Raw genomic sequence first — 20,943 nt, forward strand, 5'->3', positions numbered from 1 at the left:
CCCCGTTCCACCCCCGTCCTTCCCCGGCCTTTCCCGGCCTTTCCCCTCACCGGCGCCGGTTCCACGAGAATCCGCGCCCGGCCCCCCTTCGGGAGACCCCCATGAGCGACCGCAGTTCCATCGCGCCCCTCGCCGCCAGACAGCGGCTGATGACCGAACCCGACCTGGGCGCGGGCAACTTCCTCGACCACGCCCTCGCGGCCAACCCGCACCGCGCCGTCCCGTCCGTCTTCACCCACCGCACCGACCACCGCGGCGAGGTCGTGCTGCGCGGCCACAGCCTGCTCGACCTGGCCGCGCTGCGCGACCGCTACGCCGCCTGGTACCACGCCAACGGGGTGCGCCCCGGCGAGCCGGTGGGCGTCGTCGTCGGCGAGGGCCTGGAACCGCTGCTGCACTTCCTCGCGCTGACCTCGCTGGGCGCCGTCCCCGCGCTGGTCAACGACGCGATGCGGCACGACGTGCTGGTCCGCTACCTGGACCACGTCGGCGTGGTCGGCGTGGTCGCCGACGACCCCACCCGGCTGGCCGCCGCCTACCGCGAAAACCCGGGCCGCCGCCCGCGCTTCCTCGCCCTGGCCGCCGAGGTGCAGGCATTCGACGCCGACGCCGTCGAACTGCCCGCCGGCCACCCGTACCGGCACGCCCCGGACGACGTGGTGGCGCTGATCCACTCCTCCGGCACCACCGGCACCCCCAAGTCGACGATGCTGGCGCACCGCCAGTTCTGGGACGGCAAGCAGCCGCGGATGGAGCGCTTCCCCGCCGAGCCGTACGACCGGCTGATGTCGCTGATGCCGCACACCCACGCCGGCGGGCTCAGCTACTTCCTCACCGCGACCCTGCTCGGCCTGCCCACCGTGGTGATGTCCGACTGGCGGCGCGCCGTCGTCGAGCCGGTGATGGAGGCCTTCCAGCCGACCATGGTCGCCTCCTTCCCCCGGACCTTCGTCGAGCTGGCCACCGGCGACCTCCCGGTCCGCGGCGCGGCCCGGGTGCACTCCTGGTTCAACACCGGTGACAGCGCGCACCACGGGCACATCCGCCGTCTGGTGACGCTCGGCGAGCGGCCGGCCGGACTGATCCGCCCCTGGCTGCTGCCGCAGGACCGGGCCGACCAACCCGCGCTGCCCGGTTCGCAGTTCGTCGACGGCCTGGGCTCCTCCGAGATGGGCATGGCGCTCTTCGGCCAGGTGACCACCCCGGAGAGCGCCCGCGACGACCGCTGCGTCGGCAGGCCGCTGGAGGTGGTCCTGAAGGCCGCCGTGCTCGACCAGGACGGCACCGAACTCCCGGACGGCACGGTCGGGTTGCTCGGTGTGGTCAGCCCCTCCCGGACCCCGGGCTACTGGCACGACCGGCGGCTCACCGAGAGCTTCGAGCTGGCCGGCTACTGGCTCACCGGCGACGTCGCCCGCCGCTCACCCGACGGCCGCTTCTACCACCTCGACCGCACGGTGGACGTCATCGACACCGCCGACGGCCCGGTCTACAGCCTGCCGATCGAGGAGGTGCTGCTCGCCGACTGCGCCGACCTGGTGCAGGACTGCTCGGTGGTCGGCGTGCCCGGGGGGCCCGGCGAGGGCCAACGCCCGGTCGCCGTCGTCCGGTTGCAGGCCGGGGCCGCCGGGGCCGGCGCCGAGGAGGTGCAGGACGCGGCGAACAAGGCGCTGGCCGCGGCCGGGCTGGCCGCGCTCGCCGCCGTCCGGATCGCCCGCACACCGCAGGACTTCCCGCTCGGGCCGACCGGCAAGGTGCTCAAGCGCGAGCTGCGCACCCGCTTCGCGGGGCTCTTCACCGACACCCGAACCGACACCCGACCCGAGTCCCGAACCGACACCCGGGCCGAGCTCCGAACCGGCCCACAAACCGACCCCTCCACCGGCCCCTCCACCGCCCCCTCTGCCGGCCAGTAGCCGGCCATGGACCACCCCGTGATCCGCCAGCCGTACACGTACGCGCGGACGGCACTGGTCGAGCCGGACTGGCGGCGGCTGCCGGGCTGGCGCCGCGTCACCGAGGCGCAGTGGCGCGACGCCCAGTGGCAGCGGGCCCACTCGGTGAAGACCGCCCGGCAGCTGCGGGCCGTCGTCGGCGACCGGCTCACCGACCACTTCTACCGCGAACTCGCCGCCGACCAGGCCGGGTTCGCCACCATGCCGATGCTGCTGCCGCCGCAACTGCTGAACACCATGGCCCCGGACGCCCCGGCCGACCCGCAGGCCTTCACCGAGGCGTTCCTGGCCGACCCGGTGCGCCGCTACATGCTGCCGGTGCGCACCGACCGGCACCCGCACTGGCCCAGCCACCCCCGGGCCGAACGGGACTCGCTGCACGAGGCGGACATGTGGGCCGTCGAGGGCCTGACGCACCGTTACCCCACCAAGGTGCTGGCCGAGTTGACCGCCACCTGCCCGCAGTACTGCGGGCAGTGCACCCGGATGGACCTGGTCGGCACCTCGACGCCCCAGGTGGCCAAGACCCGGCTGCTGCTGCGCCCCGCCGACCGGCAGGAGCAGATGCTCGACTACCTCAAGCGCACCCCCGCCGTGCGCGACGTGGTGCTGTCCGGCGGCGACCTCGCCAACGTCCCCTGGCCCCGGCTGGAGTCCTTCCTGCTGCGGCTGCTGGACCTCGGCACCGTCCGGGACATCCGGCTGGCCAGCAAGGCCGTGGTCGGCCTGCCCCAGCACTGGCTGCAACCGCAGCTGCTGGACGGGCTGGCCCGGGTCGCCGAACTGGCCGCCCGCCGCGCGGTCAACCTGGCCGTGCACACCCACGCCAACCACGTGCGCTCGATCACCCCGCTGGTCGCCGAGGCGGCCCGGGCCCTGCTGGACGCGGGCGTGCGGGACGTCCGCAACCAGGGCGTGCTGATGCGGGGCGTCAACGACACCCCCGAGGACCTGCTCGACCTCTGCTTCGCCCTCCAGGGCGAGGCGAACATCCTGCCGTACTACTTCTACCTCTGCGACGTGATCCCGGGCGCCGAGCACTGGCGGACGCCGCTGCACCAGGCGCAGCGCCTCCAGGAGGCGATCATGGGCTACCTGCCCGGCTACGCGACCCCGCGCCTGGTCTGCGACGTCCCGCACGTCGGCAAGCGCTGGGTGCACCAGGCGGTGGCCTACGACCGCGAGCTCGGCATCTCGTACTGGACCAAGAACTACCGCACCGGCCTGGAGAGCGGCGGCGGCCAGGACGCCCCGCTCGACCGGCGCCACCCCTACTACGACCCGGTGGACACCCTCCCGGAGACCGGCCGCCGCTGGTGGTCCGAGCCGTCCACCGCAGGAGGAGCGCGATGAGCACCCCCGACCCGAGCCCCGACCCGAGCCCCGGCCCTCCCCGGGACGGCGAACTGCGCCGCCTGTGCTGGATCTTCCCCGACCGGGAGTCCTCCCGGATGGCCGCGATGTGGCACGGCTTCTTCTGGGACCTCTACGCCGAGAGCGCCGCCGACCTCGGCCTGCGCTGGACCAGGCACGCCCCGGAGGCCGTCACGGTGGACGCCACCGGTCCCGGCCGCCCCCGGGTCTACGTGGACGACGAGCCGGTCACCCCCGAGGACACCCTGTTCATCACCGCGCTCTACTCGCTGCCGTACCAGTCGATGGACGTCTTCAACCAGTACGCGCTGTACGCGGTGCTCGAACAGGCCGGGTTCTACCTGCCGTTCCCGCCGCAGGTCTCGCTGATCGGCAACGACAAGCTGGCCACCCTGCTGTTCCTGGCCGGCTCCCCGGTGCCGGCCATCCCGACGGTGCGGATCGGCACCGGCCGGGACATCAGCAAGCACGTCTACGAGGTGGGCCTGCGGAACATGACCTACCCCGCGATCGTCAAACCCGCCGGCTGGTGCGGCGGCGGCGGGATCAACCTGGCCCGCGGCCCCGAGGACGTCAGGGGCCTGGCCAGCCTCGCCCAGGGCGGCGACACCACGCTGGTGGTCCAGCCCTACCTGGGCGACGGCACGATCGACTACCGGGTGTACGTCGTCGACGGCGAGCCGTACGCGGTGATGAAGCGGACCCCGGAGCCCGGCTCCCCGGTCGCCAACGCCAGCCGGGGCGGCGCCATGGAGTTCCCGCCGGTGCCGCCCGAACTCGCCTCCGCCACCGCCTGGTTCGCCGAGCGGCTGCCGATCCCGTTCTTCTGCGTCGACTTCCTGTACGACGGCGAGCGGTACTGGTTCTCCGAACTGGAACCGGACGGCGTGATCGCCCCCGACCTCACCGACCCGGACCGCACCCTCCAACGGGACGTCACCCGCGCCCGCTTCGCCGCCTACCGCGACGGCCACGCCAAGTGGCTCGCGGACGGCGCCCGCCCGCTCACCCTCGACCCCGCCCACCGGCAAGCCCCCGACCCCCGGACGGACTCCCGATGACCGCCTCCTTCTCCCTGCCCCCCGAGGCCGCCGAGCCCCGCCTGCACGTGGCCCGGCGCACCCTGGAGCGGCTGCGCAGCGTCCCCGCCCTGGCCCCGCGCTACGCCAGCCACATCAACGTCCACACCCTCGACCGGCTCGCCACGCTCCCGCCCCTGGCCAAGGACGACCTCAACACCGCGCTCGCCCACCTGGAGCCCGCCGCCGAGCAGGCCGCCACCTGGCTGTTCCAGAGCGGCGGCAGCACCGGCGCCCCCCAGGTCGGCTACGCCCCCACCGGCTTCTACATGGCCGGCGTGCACGCCCACTGGCAGCCGCTCGACCGGACGGACGTCTTCGTCAACGCCTGGGGCGCCGGCCGGATGTGGGGCGCGCACTTCCTCGCCGCCGCGCTCGCCGACCTCTCCGGCTGCCGGATCATCGCGCTCGGCTCGGTCGCCGCCGAGGAGTACGGCGACTGGCTGGCCTTCCTGGCCGCACGCCGGGTGACGGCCATCGGCGGGACGCCCAGCGTGCTGCGGCTCTGGTTCGCGCACGCCCGCGCCGCCGGCATCCGGCTCCCCTCCCTGCGCAAGGTGTTGTGGCTCGGCGAGGCCTGGCAGCCCCAACTCGACGAGGACCTCGCCGTGGTGGCGCCCGAGGCGCGGCGCTGGGGCATGTTCGGCAGCACCGAGACCTGGGTGGTGGCCACCAACACCCCCGACTGCCCGGCCGACACCTTCCACCCGCTGCCCGACCAGTTGGTCCACGCCGACGCCGGCGGCCTGCTCGACTTCACCACCCTCAACCCCGAGATGCTCAACCCGGTGCTGCGCTACCGCACCGGCGACGCGGGCGAGTTGACCGACTGCCCGTGCGGGCGCCCGGGCCCGGCGATGCGGGTGCTGGGCCGGCGCGACAGCGTCGTCCAGGTCCGCGGCCTCGGACTGGACGTGGCCGAGCTGATCGCCCGGGCCGAGCGCGAACCGGGCGTGGCCCGCGCCCAGGTGGTGCTGACCGAACAGCGCGGCCGGGCGACCGGGGTGGAGGTGCTGCTGCTCACCGGCGGGACGGGCGCCGCGCCCGACGCCGAGCGGCTGCGCAAGGAGCTGTTCACCGCCACCTTCACGCTCAGCACCGCCTTCCAGCACGACCCGGAGTCCTTCCGGGTACGGCCGGTCGAGGAGCTGATCAGCAACGGCCGCACCGGCAAGACCGCCGGGCTGGTCCTGCGGGAGGGTGCGTGAAGTCCGACCGGACGGGAGGGCTCGGTGAGCCCGACCCGGTGGGAGGCGGGGCCGCGCCCGTCCGGCCGGCGCCGCTGGGCCGGGGCTTCGACCTGTTCTGGGCCGGGCAGACCGTCAGCCTGGTCGGCGACAAGGTCACCGTGTTCGTCGTCCCCACCCTGATGATCTTCGTCCTGCACGCCTCCGCCCTCCAGGTCGGCGTGGTGGCGATGGCCCAGTACCTCGGCATCCCGCTGCTCGGGCCGGTCGCCGGGGTGCTGGTCGACCGCTGGGACAAGCGCCGCACCATGCTCGGCTGCGACCTCGTCCGGCTGGCGGCGGTGGCGGCGATCCCGCTCGCGTACTGGCTCGACGTGCTGTCCACCCCGCTGCTGTTCGGCTGCGTGGCGGTGATCAGCGGCGCGACGATCTTCTTCAACGTCGGCTACCTGGTCGCCGTCCCCGCCGTGGTGCCCGAGGACGGCATGGTCCGCGCGTACTCCCGGCTGGAGGGCAGCGGCTCGGTCGCCGAGGTCGCCGGCCCCTCCATCGCCGCCGCCCTGTACAGCGCGCTCGGGGTGGCCGCCCTGCTGGTGGACGCGGCCAGCTACCTGGTCTCGGCCGTCTGCTTCCGGTACATGAGCCCGTGGGGCGAGCGGACGGTCGAACCCGGCTCGATCCGGGAGCGGCTGACCCTCGGCTTCCGGCTCAACTGGGCGGACCCGGTGCTGCGCCGGGTGGTGCTGGCGGCCGTCACGCTGAACTGCGGCGGGCCGGTCTTCGTCACCGTCCTGCCCGTCCTCGCCTACCGGGGCCTGGGCGTGACGGTCGGCGCCTTCGGCGCGGCCATGTCGGTGGCCGCGCTCGGCGCGCTGATCGGCGCCCTGGTCGCCCCCCGGCTCAGCCGGCGGTTCGGCCTGGGGCGGACGATGGCCTGGTCGCTGCTGCTGCACTGCCTGGCCGGCCTCGGCCTGCTCGCCGCACCCGCGCTGCCGCCCGGGCCGGTGATCGCGGTGACCATGGGCTGCTACGGGTTCTTCATGTCCTGCATCAACGTGTGCAGCGCGCCCACCCGGCAGGCCCGGATGACCGCCCGCAACCAGGGCGTCATGCACGCCGCCTTCCGGACCGTCACCTGGGGCGTGATCCCGCTCGCCGCGCTGGTCGGCGGCCTGGCCGTCACCCTGCTCACCGGCCCGCTGGGCATCCTGGACGCGGCCCGGGCGGTGATGGCGGGCGGCACCCTGCTGGCCGCCTGCTCCTTCCTCCCCGCCCTCGGCCTCCAGCCGCTGCTGGACGCCGCCGGGCGCGAGGCCGCCACTCCCGGGGAACTCGCGGAGAGCGCGTCATGAGCGGCGCGAAGGCTGGGAGCGACGTGAGTGGCGGGAGCGGCGCGAAGACCGGGAGCGCCGACGGCAAGGTCCTGCTGATCACCGGGACGTCCTCCGGCATCGGCCTGGCCACCGCCGTCGCGGCGGCCCGGGCCGGGTACCGCACGGTCGCCACCCTGCGCGAACCCGGCCGCGCCGGGGAGCTCCGGCGGGCCGCCGAGGCCGCCGGCGTCACCGTGGACGTCCGCCGCCTCGACGTCACCGACCCCGACTCGATCGCCGCCTGCCTGGACGGCGTGGCCCGGACGTACGGGCGGCTGGACGCCGTGGTCAACAACGCGGGCGTCTCCAACTCCGACCCGACCCTGGAGATGTCCACCGACGCGGCGCTGCGGGCCAACCTGGAGGTCAACTTCTTCGGGGTGGCCGCCGTCAGCCGGGCCGCGCTGCCGCTGCTGCGGGCCGCCGCCGGCCGCCTGGTCGCCGTCGGCAGCGTGCACGGCGTGGTCGGCCAGCCGTTCAACGAGGCCTACTGCGCCGCCAAGTTCGCCGTCGAGGGGTTCCTGGAGGCGCTCGCCCCGGTCGCGGCGGCGCACGGCGTCCAGGTCTCGGTGGTCGTCCCCGGCTACGTCCCGGACACCCGGTTCGGGGTCTTCCCGGACATCGACCGCGGCACCATCCAGGCCGCCTCCGGCCCGTACGCGCCCACCTTCGCCGGCTACCTGGACTGGATCGGCGGCCAGGGCTGGGAGTCGGCCGGCCAGCCCGCCCGGGAGGTCGCCGAGGTCGTCGTGCGGACCCTGCTCGCCGACCGGCCGCCCTTCCGGGTGCCCGCCAACCAGTGGGCCGCCGACTACCTGGCCGCCAAACTCGCCGACCCGGACGGCTCCACCGTCCAGTCCCTCGCCCGGACCTGGCTCGGGCAGCCCGAAGCGCGCCTCGGAGCGCGAGCCGAAGCGCTAGGGCGTGTCTCGTAATTGATCTCGGCAGGGGTTATTGCTCGTCGGCTCGCAGCCACAGGATCAGTGAGGCGAGGACGACGCCGGCTCGGTAGCGGTTGGCCAGTTTGTCGAACCTGGTTGCCACTGCCCGGAATTGCTTCAGCTTGGCGAAGCAGCGCTCAACGACGTTCCGCCCTTTGTAGGCGGCCTTGTCGAAGGCCGGTGGCCGCCCGCCGCGGCTTGCGCGGCGGGCGCGGCCGGCGATCTGGTCCCGGCGTTCGGGGATGGTCGCCTTGATCCGCCGGCGCCTCAGCAGCCGGCGGATCGCCCGGGAGGAGTACGCCTTGTCGGCCACGACCCGGTCGGGCCTGGTCCTTGGCCGCCCGGCCCCGACGCGCGGAACGCGGATCGCGTCGAGGACGTCGGGCAGCATCGTGCAGTCGGCCGTGTTGCCCGTGCTCAGCACGATCGACAGCGGCAGACCCCGGCCGTCGACTGCCAGGTGGATCTTGGTGGTCAGCCCGCCCCGGGACCGGCCGAGCGCCTCACGGCGCGCAACTGCTGCCGGATCATCCGATTCGTCCTCGGACTGATCCCCTTTTTGCGGGCCCCGGCCGCGTGCTGGTGAGCCCTCGCGGCGGTGGAGTCGATCGAGACCGTCCACTCCACCGCCCCCACCGCGTCGTTGCGGACCTGGACCTCGCGCAGGAGCGCAGCCCACGTGCCGTCCTTCTCCCACTGGGCGAAGCGCCGGTAGACGGTCTGCCACGGACCGTACCGTTCGGGCAGGTCACGCCACGGGGCGCCCGTGCGCACCCGCCACAGAACCCCGTTCACCACCTGGCGGTGATCCCGCCAAGGACGCCCGACCCCATCCCGCTGCGGCAACAACGGCTCTATCCGAGCCCATGCGGCATCCGTTATCTCTCCTCGACCCACCACAAGATCAATTATGAGACACGGCCTAGTCGAAGCACCTCCCGAAGCACCCGCCGAAGCACTCCCCGCCGCACCCTCCTCCTGAGCAAGGGACCGGACCACCATGCCCGCCAAGCCCCTGGCCGAGCTGATCGCCTTCGCCCGCGCCAACTCGCCGTTCTACGCCGAGCTGTACCGCGACCTGCCCCCCGCCGCCGACCGCCTCGACCAGCTCCCCGTCATCGACCAGGCCGCCTTCTGGGCTGCCAACACCTGGCCCGACAACCGCGTCCTGACCGGCCCGCTGAGCGACGCCGGCATCTACAAGACCGGCGGCACCACCGGCGTCCCCAAGTTCTCGCCCTGGACCCGCACCGAGCACGCCGACTCGGTCACCGCCTTCGGCGCCGGACTCGTCCGGGCCGGCCTGCGGCCCGGGCACCGGGTCGCCAACCTGTTCACGGCCGGCGAACTCTACGGCGGCTTCCTCTACATCGAGGGCGCCCTGCACCACGCCCCCGTGGACAACGTCCGCCTGGGCGTCGGCGGCGCCGCCCCCGACCCGTACATCGCCGACCTCATCACCGGCTTCGGCGTCCACGTGCTGGCCGGCGAGCCGATGAAGCTCAGCGCCGTCGCCGAGTGCCTGGTCCAGCGCGGGGAGACGGCCGACGGGGTCGAACTGCTGCTGTTCGGCGGCGACCTGCTCTTCGCCGACCTGCGGCCGATCCTCGCCCAGGCCTTCCCCCACGCCGCCGTCGCCTCCGTCGGCTACGCCTCCAACGACGCCGGGCTGGTCGGCTCGCCCGTCCCCGGCGACGACGTCCGGGTGCACGAGGCCTTCGCCCACCGCACGGTGGTGGAGCTCGTCGACGACGTCACCGGCAGGACGATCACCACGCCCCACACTCCCGGCCGGGTCGTCGTCACCAACCTGTTCCGCACCCTGATGCCGATCCTGCGCTACCCGACCGGCGACCGCGCCGAGTGGACCGACGCCCGCTGCCGCCGCTTCCGCCTGCTCGGCCGCTCCACCGAGGGCGCCCGGGTCGGCACCGTCGCCATGCCCACCGAGGAGATCCGGGCCGTCCTGCTCGCCGCCGACCCGGAGCGCCACATCACCGGCATGCAGCTCGTGCAGCGCCGCTGGGCCGGGCGCGACGGCCTGATCCTGCGCCTCGGCTACACCGGGCAACGGCCGGCCCCCGAGCTCGCCGACCGGCTCGTCGAGGCCGTGTACACGGCCCGGCCGCTCTACCCCGACGAGGTCGCGCTGGGCAGCATCCACGACCTCGCGGTCGAGTGGGTGCCGCGCTCCGAACTGGTCACCAACCCGCGCACCGGCAAGCTCCAGCAGGTGCTGGACGAGCGTCCGCAGTCCTGACCGGGCGGTGACGGCGGGGGCCGGGCAGCGCTGAGGGGCCGGGCAGCGGTGAGCGGCCGAGCAGCGGTGGGCGGCCGGGCGCTCAGTCGGTCTGCGGCCGGCCCCCGATCACCACGCTCTGCCCGCGGAACTCGGCGATGACCTTCCCGTCCGCCCGCCGGACCGTCACGTCGTAGACCCCGCTGCGCCCGGCCCGCGACCGCTCCACCGCCTCCGCCACCAGTTCGTCCCCGACCGCCGCCGGGGCCAGGAAGACGACCTGCGCCGCCTGCGCGACCGTCACCGGGCCGTGGCTGTTGCACGCGAACGCGAACGCGGCGTCGGCGAGCAGGAACAGGAAGCCGCCGTGCGCCGTCCCGTGGCCGTTGACCATCGTCGCGGCCACTGTCATCCGCGTCACCGCGCGACCGGCGGACACCTCGTCCAGCGCGATGCCCAGCAGCCGGCAGGTCTCGTCCCGCGCGTAGAGGGCGGCGGTCCCGGGGTCGAGCATGGCGTCCTGTGTTCCCTCCGTCGACGGCGTCCCGGGCCAGCCTAGAGCACGGCGCCCGGCCGCCGTCCGGGGGAACTCGGCCGCGCCGCCCCGCCGTTCGGCCCAGCCCGCCGCCCGCCGACCCTAGGGTCTGTCCGGCAAGATCCGCCGGACAGGCCCTGGCCTGCTCAGGTTCCCCGAGCGCAAGGACGGCTGATGGCCCAGAAGTCACCCGCGACCGCCACCCCACCGGGCCCCGCCGAGATCCCGTCGGCGCAGCCGCCCAGCGGATCCGTGACGGCCCTGCGGATCGGGGCCGCCGTGGCCGGCGCGCTGCCCTCCGTGGTGCTGCGGCTGGCCGGGGTGCACCTGACGCCCGTGCCGGGCATGGTGGTCTTCGGCCTCGGCGTCCTGGCGGCGGCGCTCCTGCTGATGTGGGCCGCGGAGACCGCCCGGGCCGACATCTCCGGCCCGCTCGCCCTGGCCCTGCTGGCGTTCATCGCCGTCCTGCCCGAGTACGCCGTCGACCTCTACTTCGCGTACGCGGCCGGCACCCGGCCCGAGTACGCCGCCTACGCGGCCGCCAACATGACCGGCGCCAACCGGCTGCTGGTCGGCGTCGGCTGGCCGCTGGTCGCCCTCGCCTCCTACTTCGCCGCCCGGCGGCGCGGCGCCGCCCCCGGGATCACCCTACGGGAGCACCGCCGGATCGACACCGCCTTCCTCGGCGCCGCCGCCCTGGTGGCCTTCGTGATGCCGCTGACCCGGCAGATCTCCTGGGTGCTCGCGGTCGTCCTGATCGCCTGGTACGGCTACTACCTCTTCCGGGTCAGCCGCTGCGGCGAGGAAGACGAGGAGGAACTCATCGGCGTCCCGGCCCGGTTGGCCGCCCTCCCGCGGCAACGCCGCCGGGCGACCACCGTCCTGGTGTTCGCGGTCGCGGCCGGGGTGATCTTCGCCTGCGCCGAGCCCTTCGCCACCTCGCTGGTCGACGCCGGCGCCTCGCTCGGCATCGACCGCTTCCTGCTGGTGCAGTGGCTGGCCCCGCTCGCCTCCGAGGCGCCCGAGCTGATCGTCGCGGTCGTCTTCGCCTGGCGGCTGCGCGGGGACGACGGCCTCGGCGCGCTGCTCTCCAGCAAGGTCAACCAGTGGACGCTGCTGATCGGCTGCCTCCCGTTCGCCTACCTGGCCGGCGGCGGCGCGGCCTCCCTCCCGCTGGTCGAGCGCCAGGTGGACGAGGTGCTGCTGACCGCCGCGCAGACCGTCCTGGCCGTGGTGCTCCTGCTCGACCTGCGGTTCCTGCCCTGGAAGGCCGGGCTGCTGTTCGCCCTGTTCGCCGTCCAGTTCGCCCTTCCCGGCGAGTCCGCCCGGGTCGCGCTCAGCTGGGTCTACCTCGCCCTGGCCGCCCCGCTCCTCATCCTGCGCCTGCGCCAACTCCCGCCCACCGTCCGCGCCTTGGCTGGCCGCATCGAGGGCGATCCGCACTAGTTGGTGCGCGGGGGCAGCCGCCGGCCGACGACGAGTTCCGGGCGGATGCGGATCCGCACGGCCCCGGGGGCGCGGCCGGCGGCGGGGCCGACCTGGGCGCGACCGAGGACGGTCACGTACCAGCCGGAGCCGTCCACGCCGTCCACCTCGTCGGCCTCGAAGGCGATCACGGCGTCGTCCACGGCCCGGGCGAGCTCGGAGCCGGCCGGGGCCGAGAGCAGCACTCCGCCGCCGTCCGACAGGTCGAGCCGGAAGGACACCGGCAGCACCGCCGGGAGGGCGCGGATGGTGTAGACCACCCGGCCGACCGCGGCCCTGGCCAGCAGTTCCAGCGCCCGCTCCCGGTCCAGTTCGAGCAGGTCGTGATCACCGTTCATGCCCTCGATGCTCGCCCCGGCGGTGGCGGCGCCGCGAGGGCCGATGGTCCCGCCGGGGGTCCCGGGCCCGGACGTCGCGTCAGCCCCGGAGGGAGCGCAGGTGCGCCGGCTGCGCGGCGGCGGCCGCCGCCTGGCGCAGCTCGGTGGAGATCAGCGCAGCCTGCACCCGCCGCTCCACGCCCAGCTTGGCGAGCAGCCGCGACACGTGGTTCTTCACCGTCTTCTCGGCGAGGTAGAGCCGTTCGCCGATCTGGCGGTTGGTCAGGCCCTCGCCGATCAACGCCAGCACCTCCTGCTCGCGCACGGTCAGCGCGGGCCCGGTGGTGACGGGCTGCGCGGGCTCGGCGTCGCTGCGCAGCCGGTTGAGCAGCCGGGTGGCGGCGCCCGGGTCCAGCATCGAGCGGCCGGAGGCGACGGTCCGTACGGCGGCCACCAGGTCGGTGCCGCTGATCTGCTTGAGCACGTACCCGGCGGCGCCCGCCATGACGGCGTCCAGCAGCGCTTCCTCGTCGTCGAAGGAGGTCAGCATCAGGCAGGCCAGGCCGGGCATCCGGGAGCGCAGTTCACGGCAGACCGACACCCCGTCGCCGTCGCCCAGCCGGACGTCCAGCACCGCCACGTCGGGCCGCAGCGCGGGCACCCGGACGAGCGCCTGCTCGGCGGTGGCGGCCTCGCCGACCACCTCCAGATCGGGCTCGCCGTCGAGCAGGTCGTGCACCCCGCGGCGCACCACCTCGTGGTCGTCCAGCAGGAACACCCGCACCGGCGCCGGTGCCCCGGCGCCCGCCGTATTGGTCGCCATCACGCGGCTCCACCTTCGTCACCCCCGCACACTCCCGGCAGGGCCCAGGGCATCATCACCCGCCGGCCGCCGCAGGGCCCAGGGCCCAACGACCCCATTCCGGGCGAGCGCGCGGGCGGCGCGGCCCCCGCAGGAGCCGCGCCGCCCGTACCGGAGGGGCCGTCAGCGCCGCCGCGCGCTGCCGAGGCCCGCCAGCAGGAAGGCCAGCGCCACCCCGGCCCCGCTGACCGCCGCGAGCACCACCCGGGAGCCGACGGCGCCCTCGTCCGACAGCAGGATCGCCACCGCCCCCAGCGAGGCGACGGCGGCGCCGACGACCAGCCACCCGGCGAGGGTGACGGCGGCGGGGCGGCCGGAGCGCGGCGCCGGCCGGGCGCCCAGGGCCGCCCAGCGGGCGGCGGCCTCGTGCTGCTCCCCGCGCCGGTCCCACCGGGCGCGGACCCGCAGCGCCACGCCGCCGACCAGCCCGGCGAGGGCGATCTGCGCGGCGGGCCGCCAGTCGGGCACGGCGAGCAGCAGCCCGCCGGCCATGGCGAGGGCGGCCCACCACAGGACGCAGGCCGCCGCGGCCGTGCGGGTGGAGCGGGGCCGGTCGGCGCCGGCCTGGAGGTCGGCGATGGCGGGCAGGTACCAGACGCAGCCGCTCGCGGTGAGCGCGGCGGTGCCGATGGCGAGGACGGTGTGGGTCATGGGGCCGGCCTTCCAGGTCGCGAGGGGAGGGAGCCGTCCCCGCCCGTGACGGGGGCGCGGGCGGAGACGGCGGTCGGGGGGTTCGGAGCGGGGGGCCGGGGCGCGCCCGGCCCCGGGTCAGCTGTCCACGGCGGACCGCGCCCGCTCCGCCCTGGTGTTCGGCAGGTCGTACTTGGCCGGGCTCACGTCGCCCAGGTGGGTGGCGGGCTTGCCGGTGTTCTCCAGGACGTCCAGGGCCGCGATGTCGGGGTGGTGGAGGTCGAAGGCCGGGGATTCGGAGCGGATCCTCGGCAGCCGGACGAAGTTGTGCCGGGGCGGCGGGCAGGAGGTGGCCCACTCCAGCGAGCGGCCGTAGCCCCACGGGTCGTCGGCTTCGACCCTCTCGCCGTACTTGGCCGTCTTCCAGATGTTGTAGAGGAACGGCAGGATCGACAGTCCGAGCAGGAAGGAGAAGATGGTGGACAGGGTGTTGAGCGTGGTGAAGCCGTCCGAGGCCAGGTAGTCGGCGTAGCGGCGGGGCATGCCCTCGGCGCCGAGCCAGTGCTGGACCAGGAAGGTGCCGTGGAAGCCGACGGTGAGCGTCCAGAAGGTGATCCGGCCGAGCCGCTCGTCGAGCTTCTTGCCGGTCATCTTGGGCCACCAGAAGTGGAAGCCGGCGAACATCGCGTAGACCACGGTGCCGAACAGCGTGTAGTGGAAGTGGGCGACGACGAAGTACGAGTCGGAGACGTGGAAGTCGATCGGCGGGGCGGCGAGCAGCACGCCGGTGAGGCCGCCGAACAGGAAGGTGACCAGGAAGCCGACCGTCCAGAGCATCGGTGTCTCGAAGCTGAGCGAGCCCTTCCACATGGTGCCGACCCAGTTGAAGAACTTGACCCCGGTCGGGACGGCGATGAGGAAGGTCATGAAGGAGAAGAACGGCAGCAGCACCTGCCCGGTGACGTACATGTGGTGTGCCCACACCGTCACCGACAGGCCGGCGATGGCGACGGTGGCGGCGATCAGCCCGGCGTAGCCGAACATCGGCTTGCGGCTGAAGACCGGGATGATCTCGGAGATGATCCCGAAGAACGGCAGCGCCAGGATGTACACCTCGGGATGGCCGAAGAACCAGAACAGGTGTTGCCACAGCATCGCCCCGCCGTTGGCCGGGTCGAAGACGTGCGAGCCGAACTTGCGGTCGCACTCGAGGGCGAGCAGGGCGGCGGCGAGGACGGGGAAGACCAGCAGCACCAGCACCGAGGTGAGCAGCACGTTCCAGCAGAAGATGGACATCCGGAACATGGTCAGCCCGGGTGCGCGCATGCAGATGATCGTGGTGATGAAGTTGACGGCGCCGAGGATGCTGCCGAAGCCGGAGAGCGTCACGCCCATGATCCACATGTCGGCGCCGACGCTGGGCGAGTGGACGGCATCGGACAGCGGCGCGTAGAGGAACCAGCCGAAGTCGGCGGCGCCCTGCGGGGTCGCGAAGCCGGCGGCGGCGATCAGCGAGCCGAACATGAACAGCCAGAAGGACAGCATGTTCAGGCGCGGGAAGGCGACGTCCGGGGCGCCGATCTGCAGCGGCATGATCCAGTTGGCGAAGCCGGTGAACAGCGGCATCGCGAAGAGCAGCAGCATCACCGAGCCGTGCATGGTGAAGGCCTGGTTGAACTGCTCGTTGGAGAGGATCTGCGTTCCGGGCCGGGCGAGTTCGGCGCGCATGACCAGCGCCAGGACACCGCCGATCAGGAAGAACCCGAACGCCGACACCAGGTACATGGAGCCGATCGTCTTGTGGTCGGTGGTGGTCAGCAGTCTGACCACGGCCGAACCGGGCCGTTTCGGCCGAACCAACGGCTGCGGTACGGAGGTTGGCATTGGCGTGGGGTCGCCCTGTGCCGGGGTGGCGCTCAAGGACGCACTCCTTAGGAACGTCGTGCGAATGGCTGGCGATCCATGATCCGAACGCACCGCCCCCGCCCCCTAGGGCCGTTCGGCCCGCGCCCCCGGGGCCGCACGGCCCGCGTTCCGGCACCCGGACCGGGACCTCCGGTGGCCGTCGGTCCCGCCCCGGCCCCTCGGGCGGCGCTCACCGCGCCGACGAGCGCCGCTGGAGGAACGCCGGAACCGCCCCGGCGCCCGCGCCCCGGACGGCCCCCGCCCGGCCCCGTCCGCCCCGGGGCCCGCACCCCCGGCCCCGGCCCTCCGCCGCACCCCGCCGGCCTCTCCCACCCCACCCCACCGGCCACGACACCGCGCCCGCCGGCCGCCACCGCCCCCGGCCGCCTCCTCCCCCGGATGCCCCCTCCCCCAGGTGCCCGAAGTGTGAGGGTGACGTGAGCGAAACAGGCCGATTCCGTGCCCTACAGATCGGATCTGCCGTCAAGTAGCCTGCGCCCACACCCGCACCGCACCGGTCACGCCCCCGTTCGGACACGCCCTGGCCCCCACCCACGCCCCGGAGGTACACCGATGCCCCTGGCCCAGCCCGCCGCCCCCACCCGGCCGCGCTTCTCCGTCCTCGGCCCGCTGACCGGCGAGTCGGACGGCCGCCCGCTCGCCCTCGGCCCGCTGAAGCAGCGGCTGGTGCTGGCCGTCCTGCTGAGCCGGGCCAACACGGCCGTCCCGGTCGACCTGCTCACCGACGCGGTCTGGCCCGAGGAGCCGCCGCGCACCGCCCGCAAGAACCTCCAGGTCTACATCTGCACCCTGCGCACCCTGCTCGGCCGCGACCCCGGACCCGAGCGGCTGGTCCACACCGCCGGCGGCTACCTGCTGCGGGTCGCCGAACCCGAGCTCGACGTCCTGCAGTTCCGCGCCCTCGCCCGGGCCGGCCGGGCCGCCGCCGACAGCGGCGCGCTCGCCCCCGCCGCCCGGCTGCTGCGCCAGGCCCTCGACCTGTGGCAGGGCCCGCCGCTCGCCGACCTGCGCTGCTCGCCCGCCGTCCAGGCCGAGGCCGACCGACTGGAGGCCCGCTGCCTGGGCGTCCACGAGGACTGGGCAGAGACCGAGTTGGAGCTCGGCAACGCCACCGCCGTCGCCGAGGAACTCGCCGACCTCGCCGAGCGCCACCCGCTGCGCGAACGCCTCCAGGCCGCCCGGATGAACGCCCTGCACCTGTCCGGCCGGCAGGCCGAGGCGCTCGCCGTCTACGACACCCACCGCCAGCTGCTCGCCCGCGAGTTGGGACTCGAACCCAGCCCCGCCCTGACCGCCCGCTACCGGCAGCTGCTCGCCCACGGCCCGGCCCGGCCCGCCACCGCCCGGCCGGCGCAGCACCCCGGCCCGAGCGGCGCACTGCTGCCCTCCGACACCGCCGACTTCACCGGCCGGAGCCACGAACTACGGGAGCTGATCGACGCGTTGGCGGAGGGCGGCGAGCGCGTCGCGGTCCTCTCCGGCCCGGCCGGCATCGGCAAGACCGCCCTCGCCGTGCACGCCGGACACCTGCTCGCCGACCGCTTCCCCGACGGCCGGCTGCTGCTCCGGCTGCGCACCGAGGACGGCGCCCCGCGCCCGCTCGCCGACATCCTCGCCGAACTCGCCGCCCTCACCGGCCGATCCGGCCCTAGACCGGCCGACCCGGCCCAGGCCGCCGCCCTCTGGCGCGCCTCCCTGGCCGGACGCCGGATGCTGCTGATCCTCGACGACGCCCCCGGCGAGGCCGTGGTCCGCGAACTGCTGCCGGGCTTCGGCCCGAGCGCCACCCTCGTCACCTCGCGCAGCCAGCTCGCCGGACTGGCCTCGGTGCACCGGGTCACCGTGCCGCCCTTGGCCCCCGCCGAGGCGCTCGACCTGCTCGGCCGGATCGTCGGCACCGGCCGGACCGGCACCGACCGCGCCGCCGCCGCCCGGATCGTCGAGGCCTGCGGGCTGCTGCCGCTCGCCGTCCGGGTCGCCGGCACCCGGCTCGCCGTCCTGCGCCACCTGCCGCTCGCCGAGTACGCGGCCCGCCTCGCCGACCCGGCCGGCGCCCTGGACGAACTCGTCGCCGGGGACGTCACCGTCCGCGCCCGCCTCGACTCCGGCTGGCGCGACCTCACCGACCAGGGCCGCCTCGCCCTCGGCCGGCTCGCCGCCCTCCCGCTCTCCCTGCTGTTCACCCTCCCCGAGGCAGCCGCCGCCCTCGGCCGCCCCGAACGCCTCGCCCTGCGCACCCTGGAGGCCCTCACCGACACCGGCGCCGTCACCTCCCCCACCGGCGAGGTCACCGCCCACGCCGCCCTCTACGCCCTCCCCCGCCTCACCCACCTGCACGCCCGCGAGCACAGCGCAGCCCTGACCGACAGCCTCAGCTGAGCCCGCCACGCCGGCCGGCGCCCCTCGGGCCGAGCGTCAGCACGTCCAGCAACTCCCCGCCCTCCAGGCCCTGTTCGACGGCCCGCAGGGCCAGCAGGACGCCCGCCGCCCCGGTGTGCAGGTCCGCCGAGAACCGCCGCAGCCGCATCCCGGGAACGAGCAGCCCCTCCGGCCGCGCGACCAGGTGCCACTGGAGCTTGCGGACCTGCTCGCGGACGGCGTCCCGGGCCGCAGGCCCGCCCAGCCGGTCCAGCGCCAGCAGCAGCCCGGCGCGGCCCCGGAACAACCCGGGCTCGCGCACGAATCCGGGTGCGCACACCCGCCGGACGTCGGCGAGGAACTCCCCGAACCCGCCGAACTCCCCGAACCCCTCGGACCCGCCGAACCCCTCGGACCCGCTGCCGCCGAGCGCCTGGTACTCCCGGGCGACGAGCGCGATCCCGCTGCTGCCGCGGTCGAGGTAGGCGAGCCGCCTCCCCCGGTCGAGGACCTGGACCGACCCGTCGGGCACCCGCACGCACTGCGCCACGGCCCGCCCCAGCGCCTCGCGCCCGGAGGCCAGCAGCCAGTCCTCACCTGTCCGCTGGTACAGCCGCAGCTGGACGAGGGCGATCCCGGCCAGGCCGTACAGCAGTCCGGCCGCCGTCGGCGCGCCGAGCCCCGGGACGGTCCGCCCGCGCAGCACCGCGTCGAGCGCCCGCGCGTCGGCGAGGGCGTCCGCGAGTTCGCGCCGGCTGCCGAGCGCGTCGGCGAGCCGCAGCCGGGCGAGCGCGGCGCCGGCCCGGCCGCCGTGGAGGGCGACGGTGGGCGCGGGCCGGGCCTGCCGGGCCTGCGCGGCCAGTTCGGCGGCCTCGTCGCCGCGGCCGACCCGGGCGAGCACGGCCGCCACGCCGAGCGGCCCGTCGAAGAGCCCGCCGGCGCCCGGCCTCGGGCCGCGCCGCCGCATCGCCGCGATCAGCCAGTCCGCGTACTCGTCGGGGCAGGGCGCCCCGGCCCGGTGCAGCGCGTACAGCACGCCGGCGGCGCCGTGGGCGACGCCGGTGCCGCCGTCGGCGAATCCGGCCGGGTCGCCGGGGAAGAGCCGGTCCGGCCGGTCGGGGGTGGCCCCGGCGTGGATCCCGGCGACGAGTTCGTTCCTGGCGGCGTCGAGGGTGGGCCCGGCGAGGAGTTCACGGACCCGCCGTTCGCCGACCGGTTCCACCGGCGCCACCGGTGCCACGGCGCCCGGCCGTACCGGCCCCTCCTCCGGCCCGAGGCCGAACCACTGCCGTGCCCGCCGTTCCAGCGCGGGCAGTTTGCCGGGATCGCGTTCGGCCAGCTCCATCACGGGCATCAGCAGCATCAGCCAGGTGGCCCAGAGCATGTGGCGGTCGGCGTCGGCCCCGTCGAGCCCGGGCGGGGGCTGCAGCGCGCCCGCACCGGCGATCGGGACACTGCGGCCGGTGAGTTCCTCCGCGTACTCGAAGTCGACGAGCACCACCGAACCGTCCGGACGGACGATCACATTGGCCGGGTGCAGGTCGCCGAACCGGACGCCCCGCTCGTGCAGGGCACCGAGCGCCTTCTCCAGCCCGGCCACGACCCCGGCCACCCAGTGCGCGTACTCGGCGCGCTGCCCGGCGGTGCAGTTCTGGTGCACCAGCGGGTAACGGCGGATCGCCTCGGCGAACAGCTGGACGCCCTCGATGTGCTCCTGGACCAGGAAGGTGTGCTCCCAGACCGTCCGGACCTCGTGCAACCGGGGCACGCAGTCCAGGCCGGCGAGCCGTTCCAGCGCCCACTGCTCGCGCCGCAGCCGGGTCACGGCGTCGTCCCCGGCGGCGTCCAGCCCGGCGTGCGGGCGGGCCTCGCGCAGCACCACCCGCTCCCCGGTGGTCCGGTGCTCGGCGAGGTAGATCCCGCCGGCGTTGGAGAACTGCAGCACCTCGACGATCCGGTACGGCAGGTCGCCGCCGGCCGCCTCCCGGGCGGCCAGGTGCGGGCGCAGCTCCTCGGACGGTTCGACCCAGGCGGGCAGCTGGAACACCGGGTCGCGCCGGTCGGGGACCAGCTCGCCGGACGGGTCGCGCAGCGCGGGCACGGGCCGCCCGTCCTCGTCCTGGCACCACAGCTCGACGAACGCGCCGTAGCGCACGTACACGGGCGCCGTCCCGATCCTCAGGTCGGTGAGCACGTACGGCCCCAGGCGGCCCGCCAGCACCTCGGCCAGCTCCGCCGCCACGGCCAGGAACTCCTGCTCCGACCCCGGGTAGACGGTGACGAACTTGCCGCTGCTGCCGCGCCCCATGTACTTGCCGTTCGCGACCCGCAACGCCTCGTCGCTGCGCAGGAACTTGAACGTCGTGCGGCGTGCCGTGCAGACCCGCGCGACGGCCAGCAGGGTCTCCTCGGCCTCCTCCGGCACGGTCGAGACGTGGATCTTCCAGCCCTGCTCCGGCAGCCGGGCGCCGTCCGGCCGCAGCGCCGTCCACAGCCCGCGCCGCTCGCGCCGCCACCCGGCGGGCGGTGCGCCGAGCCCCAGCCGGTACCGGCCGGCCCGGTCGCGGAGCCGGCCGGGGGTGTCGTAGTACGTCGGATCGGCGAGGCAGTACAGCTGGGTCTCCTGGGCGCCGGCCATGGCGCGCCTCCTCTTCCGGGTCGTCTTCCGGGCTCTTCCGGGTC

General features: G+C 74.9%; 16 protein-coding genes. 9 read left to right on the plus strand and 7 right to left on the minus strand.

The genetic code is table 11. The features are described from left to right. The first annotated feature begins 101 nt into the window (after positions 1–101). From OG556_RS03265 to OG556_RS03290, 6 genes are read left to right on the plus strand one after another with little or no spacing between them, the layout of a single operon-like run. Positions 102–1,916 (plus strand): class I adenylate-forming enzyme family protein, encoded by a 1,815-nt coding sequence (locus OG556_RS03265; RefSeq protein ID WP_371515753.1) that lies wholly within the window; start codon positions 102–104, stop codon positions 1,914–1,916. Between the two features lie 6 nt (positions 1,917–1,922). Next, positions 1,923–3,308, plus strand: a complete 1,386-nt coding sequence (locus tag OG556_RS03270) for a KamA family radical SAM protein (protein ID WP_371515754.1) — start codon at positions 1,923–1,925, stop codon at positions 3,306–3,308. Continuing rightward, a complete protein-coding gene (locus OG556_RS03275) occupies positions 3,305–4,390 on the plus strand; it encodes a RimK family alpha-L-glutamate ligase (RefSeq protein ID WP_371515755.1) in 1,086 nt (361 codons plus the stop codon). Before OG556_RS03270 ends, OG556_RS03275 begins: the two co-directional genes overlap by 4 nt. Beyond that, complete coding sequence (locus OG556_RS03280) at positions 4,387–5,616, plus strand: phenylacetate--CoA ligase family protein (protein ID WP_371515756.1); 1,230 nt, start codon at positions 4,387–4,389, stop codon at positions 5,614–5,616. Before OG556_RS03275 ends, OG556_RS03280 begins: the two co-directional genes overlap by 4 nt. Next, on the plus strand, positions 5,613–6,947 hold the full coding sequence (locus OG556_RS03285) for an MFS transporter (RefSeq protein ID WP_371515757.1): 1,335 nt from the start codon (positions 5,613–5,615) through the stop codon (positions 6,945–6,947). Before OG556_RS03280 ends, OG556_RS03285 begins: the two co-directional genes overlap by 4 nt. Then, complete coding sequence (locus OG556_RS03290) at positions 6,944–7,903, plus strand: SDR family NAD(P)-dependent oxidoreductase (protein ID WP_371515758.1); 960 nt, start codon at positions 6,944–6,946, stop codon at positions 7,901–7,903. Before OG556_RS03285 ends, OG556_RS03290 begins: the two co-directional genes overlap by 4 nt. Before the next feature lie 16 nt (positions 7,904–7,919). On the opposite strand, the gene OG556_RS03295 is transcribed toward OG556_RS03290, so the two are convergent. Then, a protein-coding gene (locus OG556_RS03295) for an IS5 family transposase (RefSeq protein ID WP_371522546.1) occupies positions 7,920–8,806 on the minus strand; the annotation gives its coding sequence in 2 pieces (ribosomal slippage) (positions 7,920–8,452 and positions 8,452–8,806; 888 coding nt in all). 103 nt (positions 8,807–8,909) lie between these two features. Between OG556_RS03295 and OG556_RS03300 the strand changes: the two genes are divergently transcribed. Next, entirely contained in the window at positions 8,910–10,169 is a 1,260-nt protein-coding gene (locus tag OG556_RS03300) for a phenylacetate--CoA ligase family protein (RefSeq protein ID WP_371515759.1), read from the plus strand. Between the two features lie 82 nt (positions 10,170–10,251). Here OG556_RS03300 and paaI read toward each other — a convergent pair whose 3' ends face one another. Then, a complete protein-coding gene (paaI, locus tag OG556_RS03305) occupies positions 10,252–10,662 on the minus strand; it encodes a hydroxyphenylacetyl-CoA thioesterase PaaI (protein ID WP_371515760.1) in 411 nt (136 codons plus the stop codon). A 195-nt stretch (positions 10,663–10,857) separates the two neighbouring features. Here paaI and OG556_RS03310 point away from each other — a divergent pair, with 195 nt between their 5' ends. Next, complete coding sequence (locus OG556_RS03310) at positions 10,858–12,129, plus strand: hypothetical protein (protein WP_371515761.1); 1,272 nt, start codon at positions 10,858–10,860, stop codon at positions 12,127–12,129. Here the strand turns inward: OG556_RS03310 and OG556_RS03315 are convergent. The 4 genes from OG556_RS03315 to ctaD all read right to left on the minus strand — a co-directional run bounded on the left by OG556_RS03315 (position 12,126) and on the right by ctaD (position 15,861). Continuing rightward, positions 12,126–12,506 carry a pyridoxamine 5'-phosphate oxidase family protein gene (locus OG556_RS03315; protein WP_371515762.1) on the minus strand — a complete coding sequence of 127 codons (381 nt, stop codon included), beginning with the start codon at positions 12,504–12,506 and terminating at the stop codon, positions 12,126–12,128. The two genes, OG556_RS03310 and OG556_RS03315, sit on opposite strands and share 4 nt — an antisense overlap. Positions 12,507–12,585: 79 nt before the next feature. Then, positions 12,586–13,308 carry a response regulator gene (locus tag OG556_RS03320; protein ID WP_371515763.1) on the minus strand — a complete coding sequence of 241 codons (723 nt, stop codon included), beginning with the start codon at positions 13,306–13,308 and terminating at the stop codon, positions 12,586–12,588. 162 nt (positions 13,309–13,470) lie between these two features. Then, complete coding sequence (locus tag OG556_RS03325; RefSeq protein WP_363621700.1) at positions 13,471–13,998, minus strand: hypothetical protein; 528 nt, start codon at positions 13,996–13,998, stop codon at positions 13,471–13,473. Positions 13,999–14,115: 117 nt separating this feature from the next. Beyond that, positions 14,116–15,861 carry a cytochrome c oxidase subunit I gene (gene ctaD, locus OG556_RS03330; protein ID WP_371522548.1) on the minus strand — a complete coding sequence of 582 codons (1,746 nt, stop codon included), beginning with the start codon at positions 15,859–15,861 and terminating at the stop codon, positions 14,116–14,118. Positions 15,862–16,455: 594 nt separating this feature from the next. Here ctaD and OG556_RS03335 point away from each other — a divergent pair. Beyond that, positions 16,456–18,282, plus strand: coding sequence for a BTAD domain-containing putative transcriptional regulator (locus OG556_RS03335; protein WP_371515764.1), 1,827 nt, complete (start codon positions 16,456–16,458; stop codon positions 18,280–18,282). On the opposite strand, the gene lanKC is transcribed toward OG556_RS03335, so the two are convergent. Next, positions 18,275–20,899: a class III lanthionine synthetase LanKC gene (gene lanKC, locus OG556_RS03340; RefSeq protein ID WP_371515765.1), complete on the minus strand. Its 2,625-nt coding sequence runs from the start codon at positions 20,897–20,899 to the stop codon at positions 18,275–18,277. The genes OG556_RS03335 and lanKC overlap by 8 nt on opposite strands. Positions 20,900–20,943 lie beyond the last annotated feature (44 nt).

The organism is Kitasatospora sp. NBC_01300 (assembly GCF_041435235.1).
Classification (GTDB): domain Bacteria; phylum Actinomycetota; class Actinomycetes; order Streptomycetales; family Streptomycetaceae; genus Kitasatospora.

What these genes read in the sequence shown, in the direction of transcription:
- OG556_RS03315 (WP_371515762.1), bottom strand. Translation starts at nt 12,506, where the DNA reads ATGAACGGTGATCACGACCTGCTCGAACTGGACCGGGAGCGGGCGCTG.
- OG556_RS03300 (WP_371515759.1), top strand. Translation starts at nt 8,910, where the DNA reads ATGCCCGCCAAGCCCCTGGCCGAGCTGATCGCCTTCGCCCGCGCCAAC.
- OG556_RS03265 (WP_371515753.1), top strand. Translation starts at nt 102, where the DNA reads ATGAGCGACCGCAGTTCCATCGCGCCCCTCGCCGCCAGACAGCGGCTG.
- lanKC (WP_371515765.1), bottom strand. Translation starts at nt 20,899, where the DNA reads ATGGCCGGCGCCCAGGAGACCCAGCTGTACTGCCTCGCCGATCCGACG.
- OG556_RS03290 (WP_371515758.1), top strand. Translation starts at nt 6,944, where the DNA reads ATGAGCGGCGCGAAGGCTGGGAGCGACGTGAGTGGCGGGAGCGGCGCG.
- OG556_RS03335 (WP_371515764.1), top strand. Translation starts at nt 16,456, where the DNA reads ATGCCCCTGGCCCAGCCCGCCGCCCCCACCCGGCCGCGCTTCTCCGTC.
- OG556_RS03275 (WP_371515755.1), top strand. Translation starts at nt 3,305, where the DNA reads ATGAGCACCCCCGACCCGAGCCCCGACCCGAGCCCCGGCCCTCCCCGG.
- OG556_RS03320 (WP_371515763.1), bottom strand. Translation starts at nt 13,308, where the DNA reads ATGGCGACCAATACGGCGGGCGCCGGGGCACCGGCGCCGGTGCGGGTG.
- ctaD (WP_371522548.1), bottom strand. Translation starts at nt 15,861, where the DNA reads ATGCCAACCTCCGTACCGCAGCCGTTGGTTCGGCCGAAACGGCCCGGT.
- OG556_RS03325 (WP_363621700.1), bottom strand. Translation starts at nt 13,998, where the DNA reads ATGACCCACACCGTCCTCGCCATCGGCACCGCCGCGCTCACCGCGAGC.
- paaI (WP_371515760.1), bottom strand. Translation starts at nt 10,662, where the DNA reads ATGCTCGACCCCGGGACCGCCGCCCTCTACGCGCGGGACGAGACCTGC.
- OG556_RS03280 (WP_371515756.1), top strand. Translation starts at nt 4,387, where the DNA reads ATGACCGCCTCCTTCTCCCTGCCCCCCGAGGCCGCCGAGCCCCGCCTG.
- OG556_RS03310 (WP_371515761.1), top strand. Translation starts at nt 10,858, where the DNA reads ATGGCCCAGAAGTCACCCGCGACCGCCACCCCACCGGGCCCCGCCGAG.
- OG556_RS03270 (WP_371515754.1), top strand. Translation starts at nt 1,923, where the DNA reads ATGGACCACCCCGTGATCCGCCAGCCGTACACGTACGCGCGGACGGCA.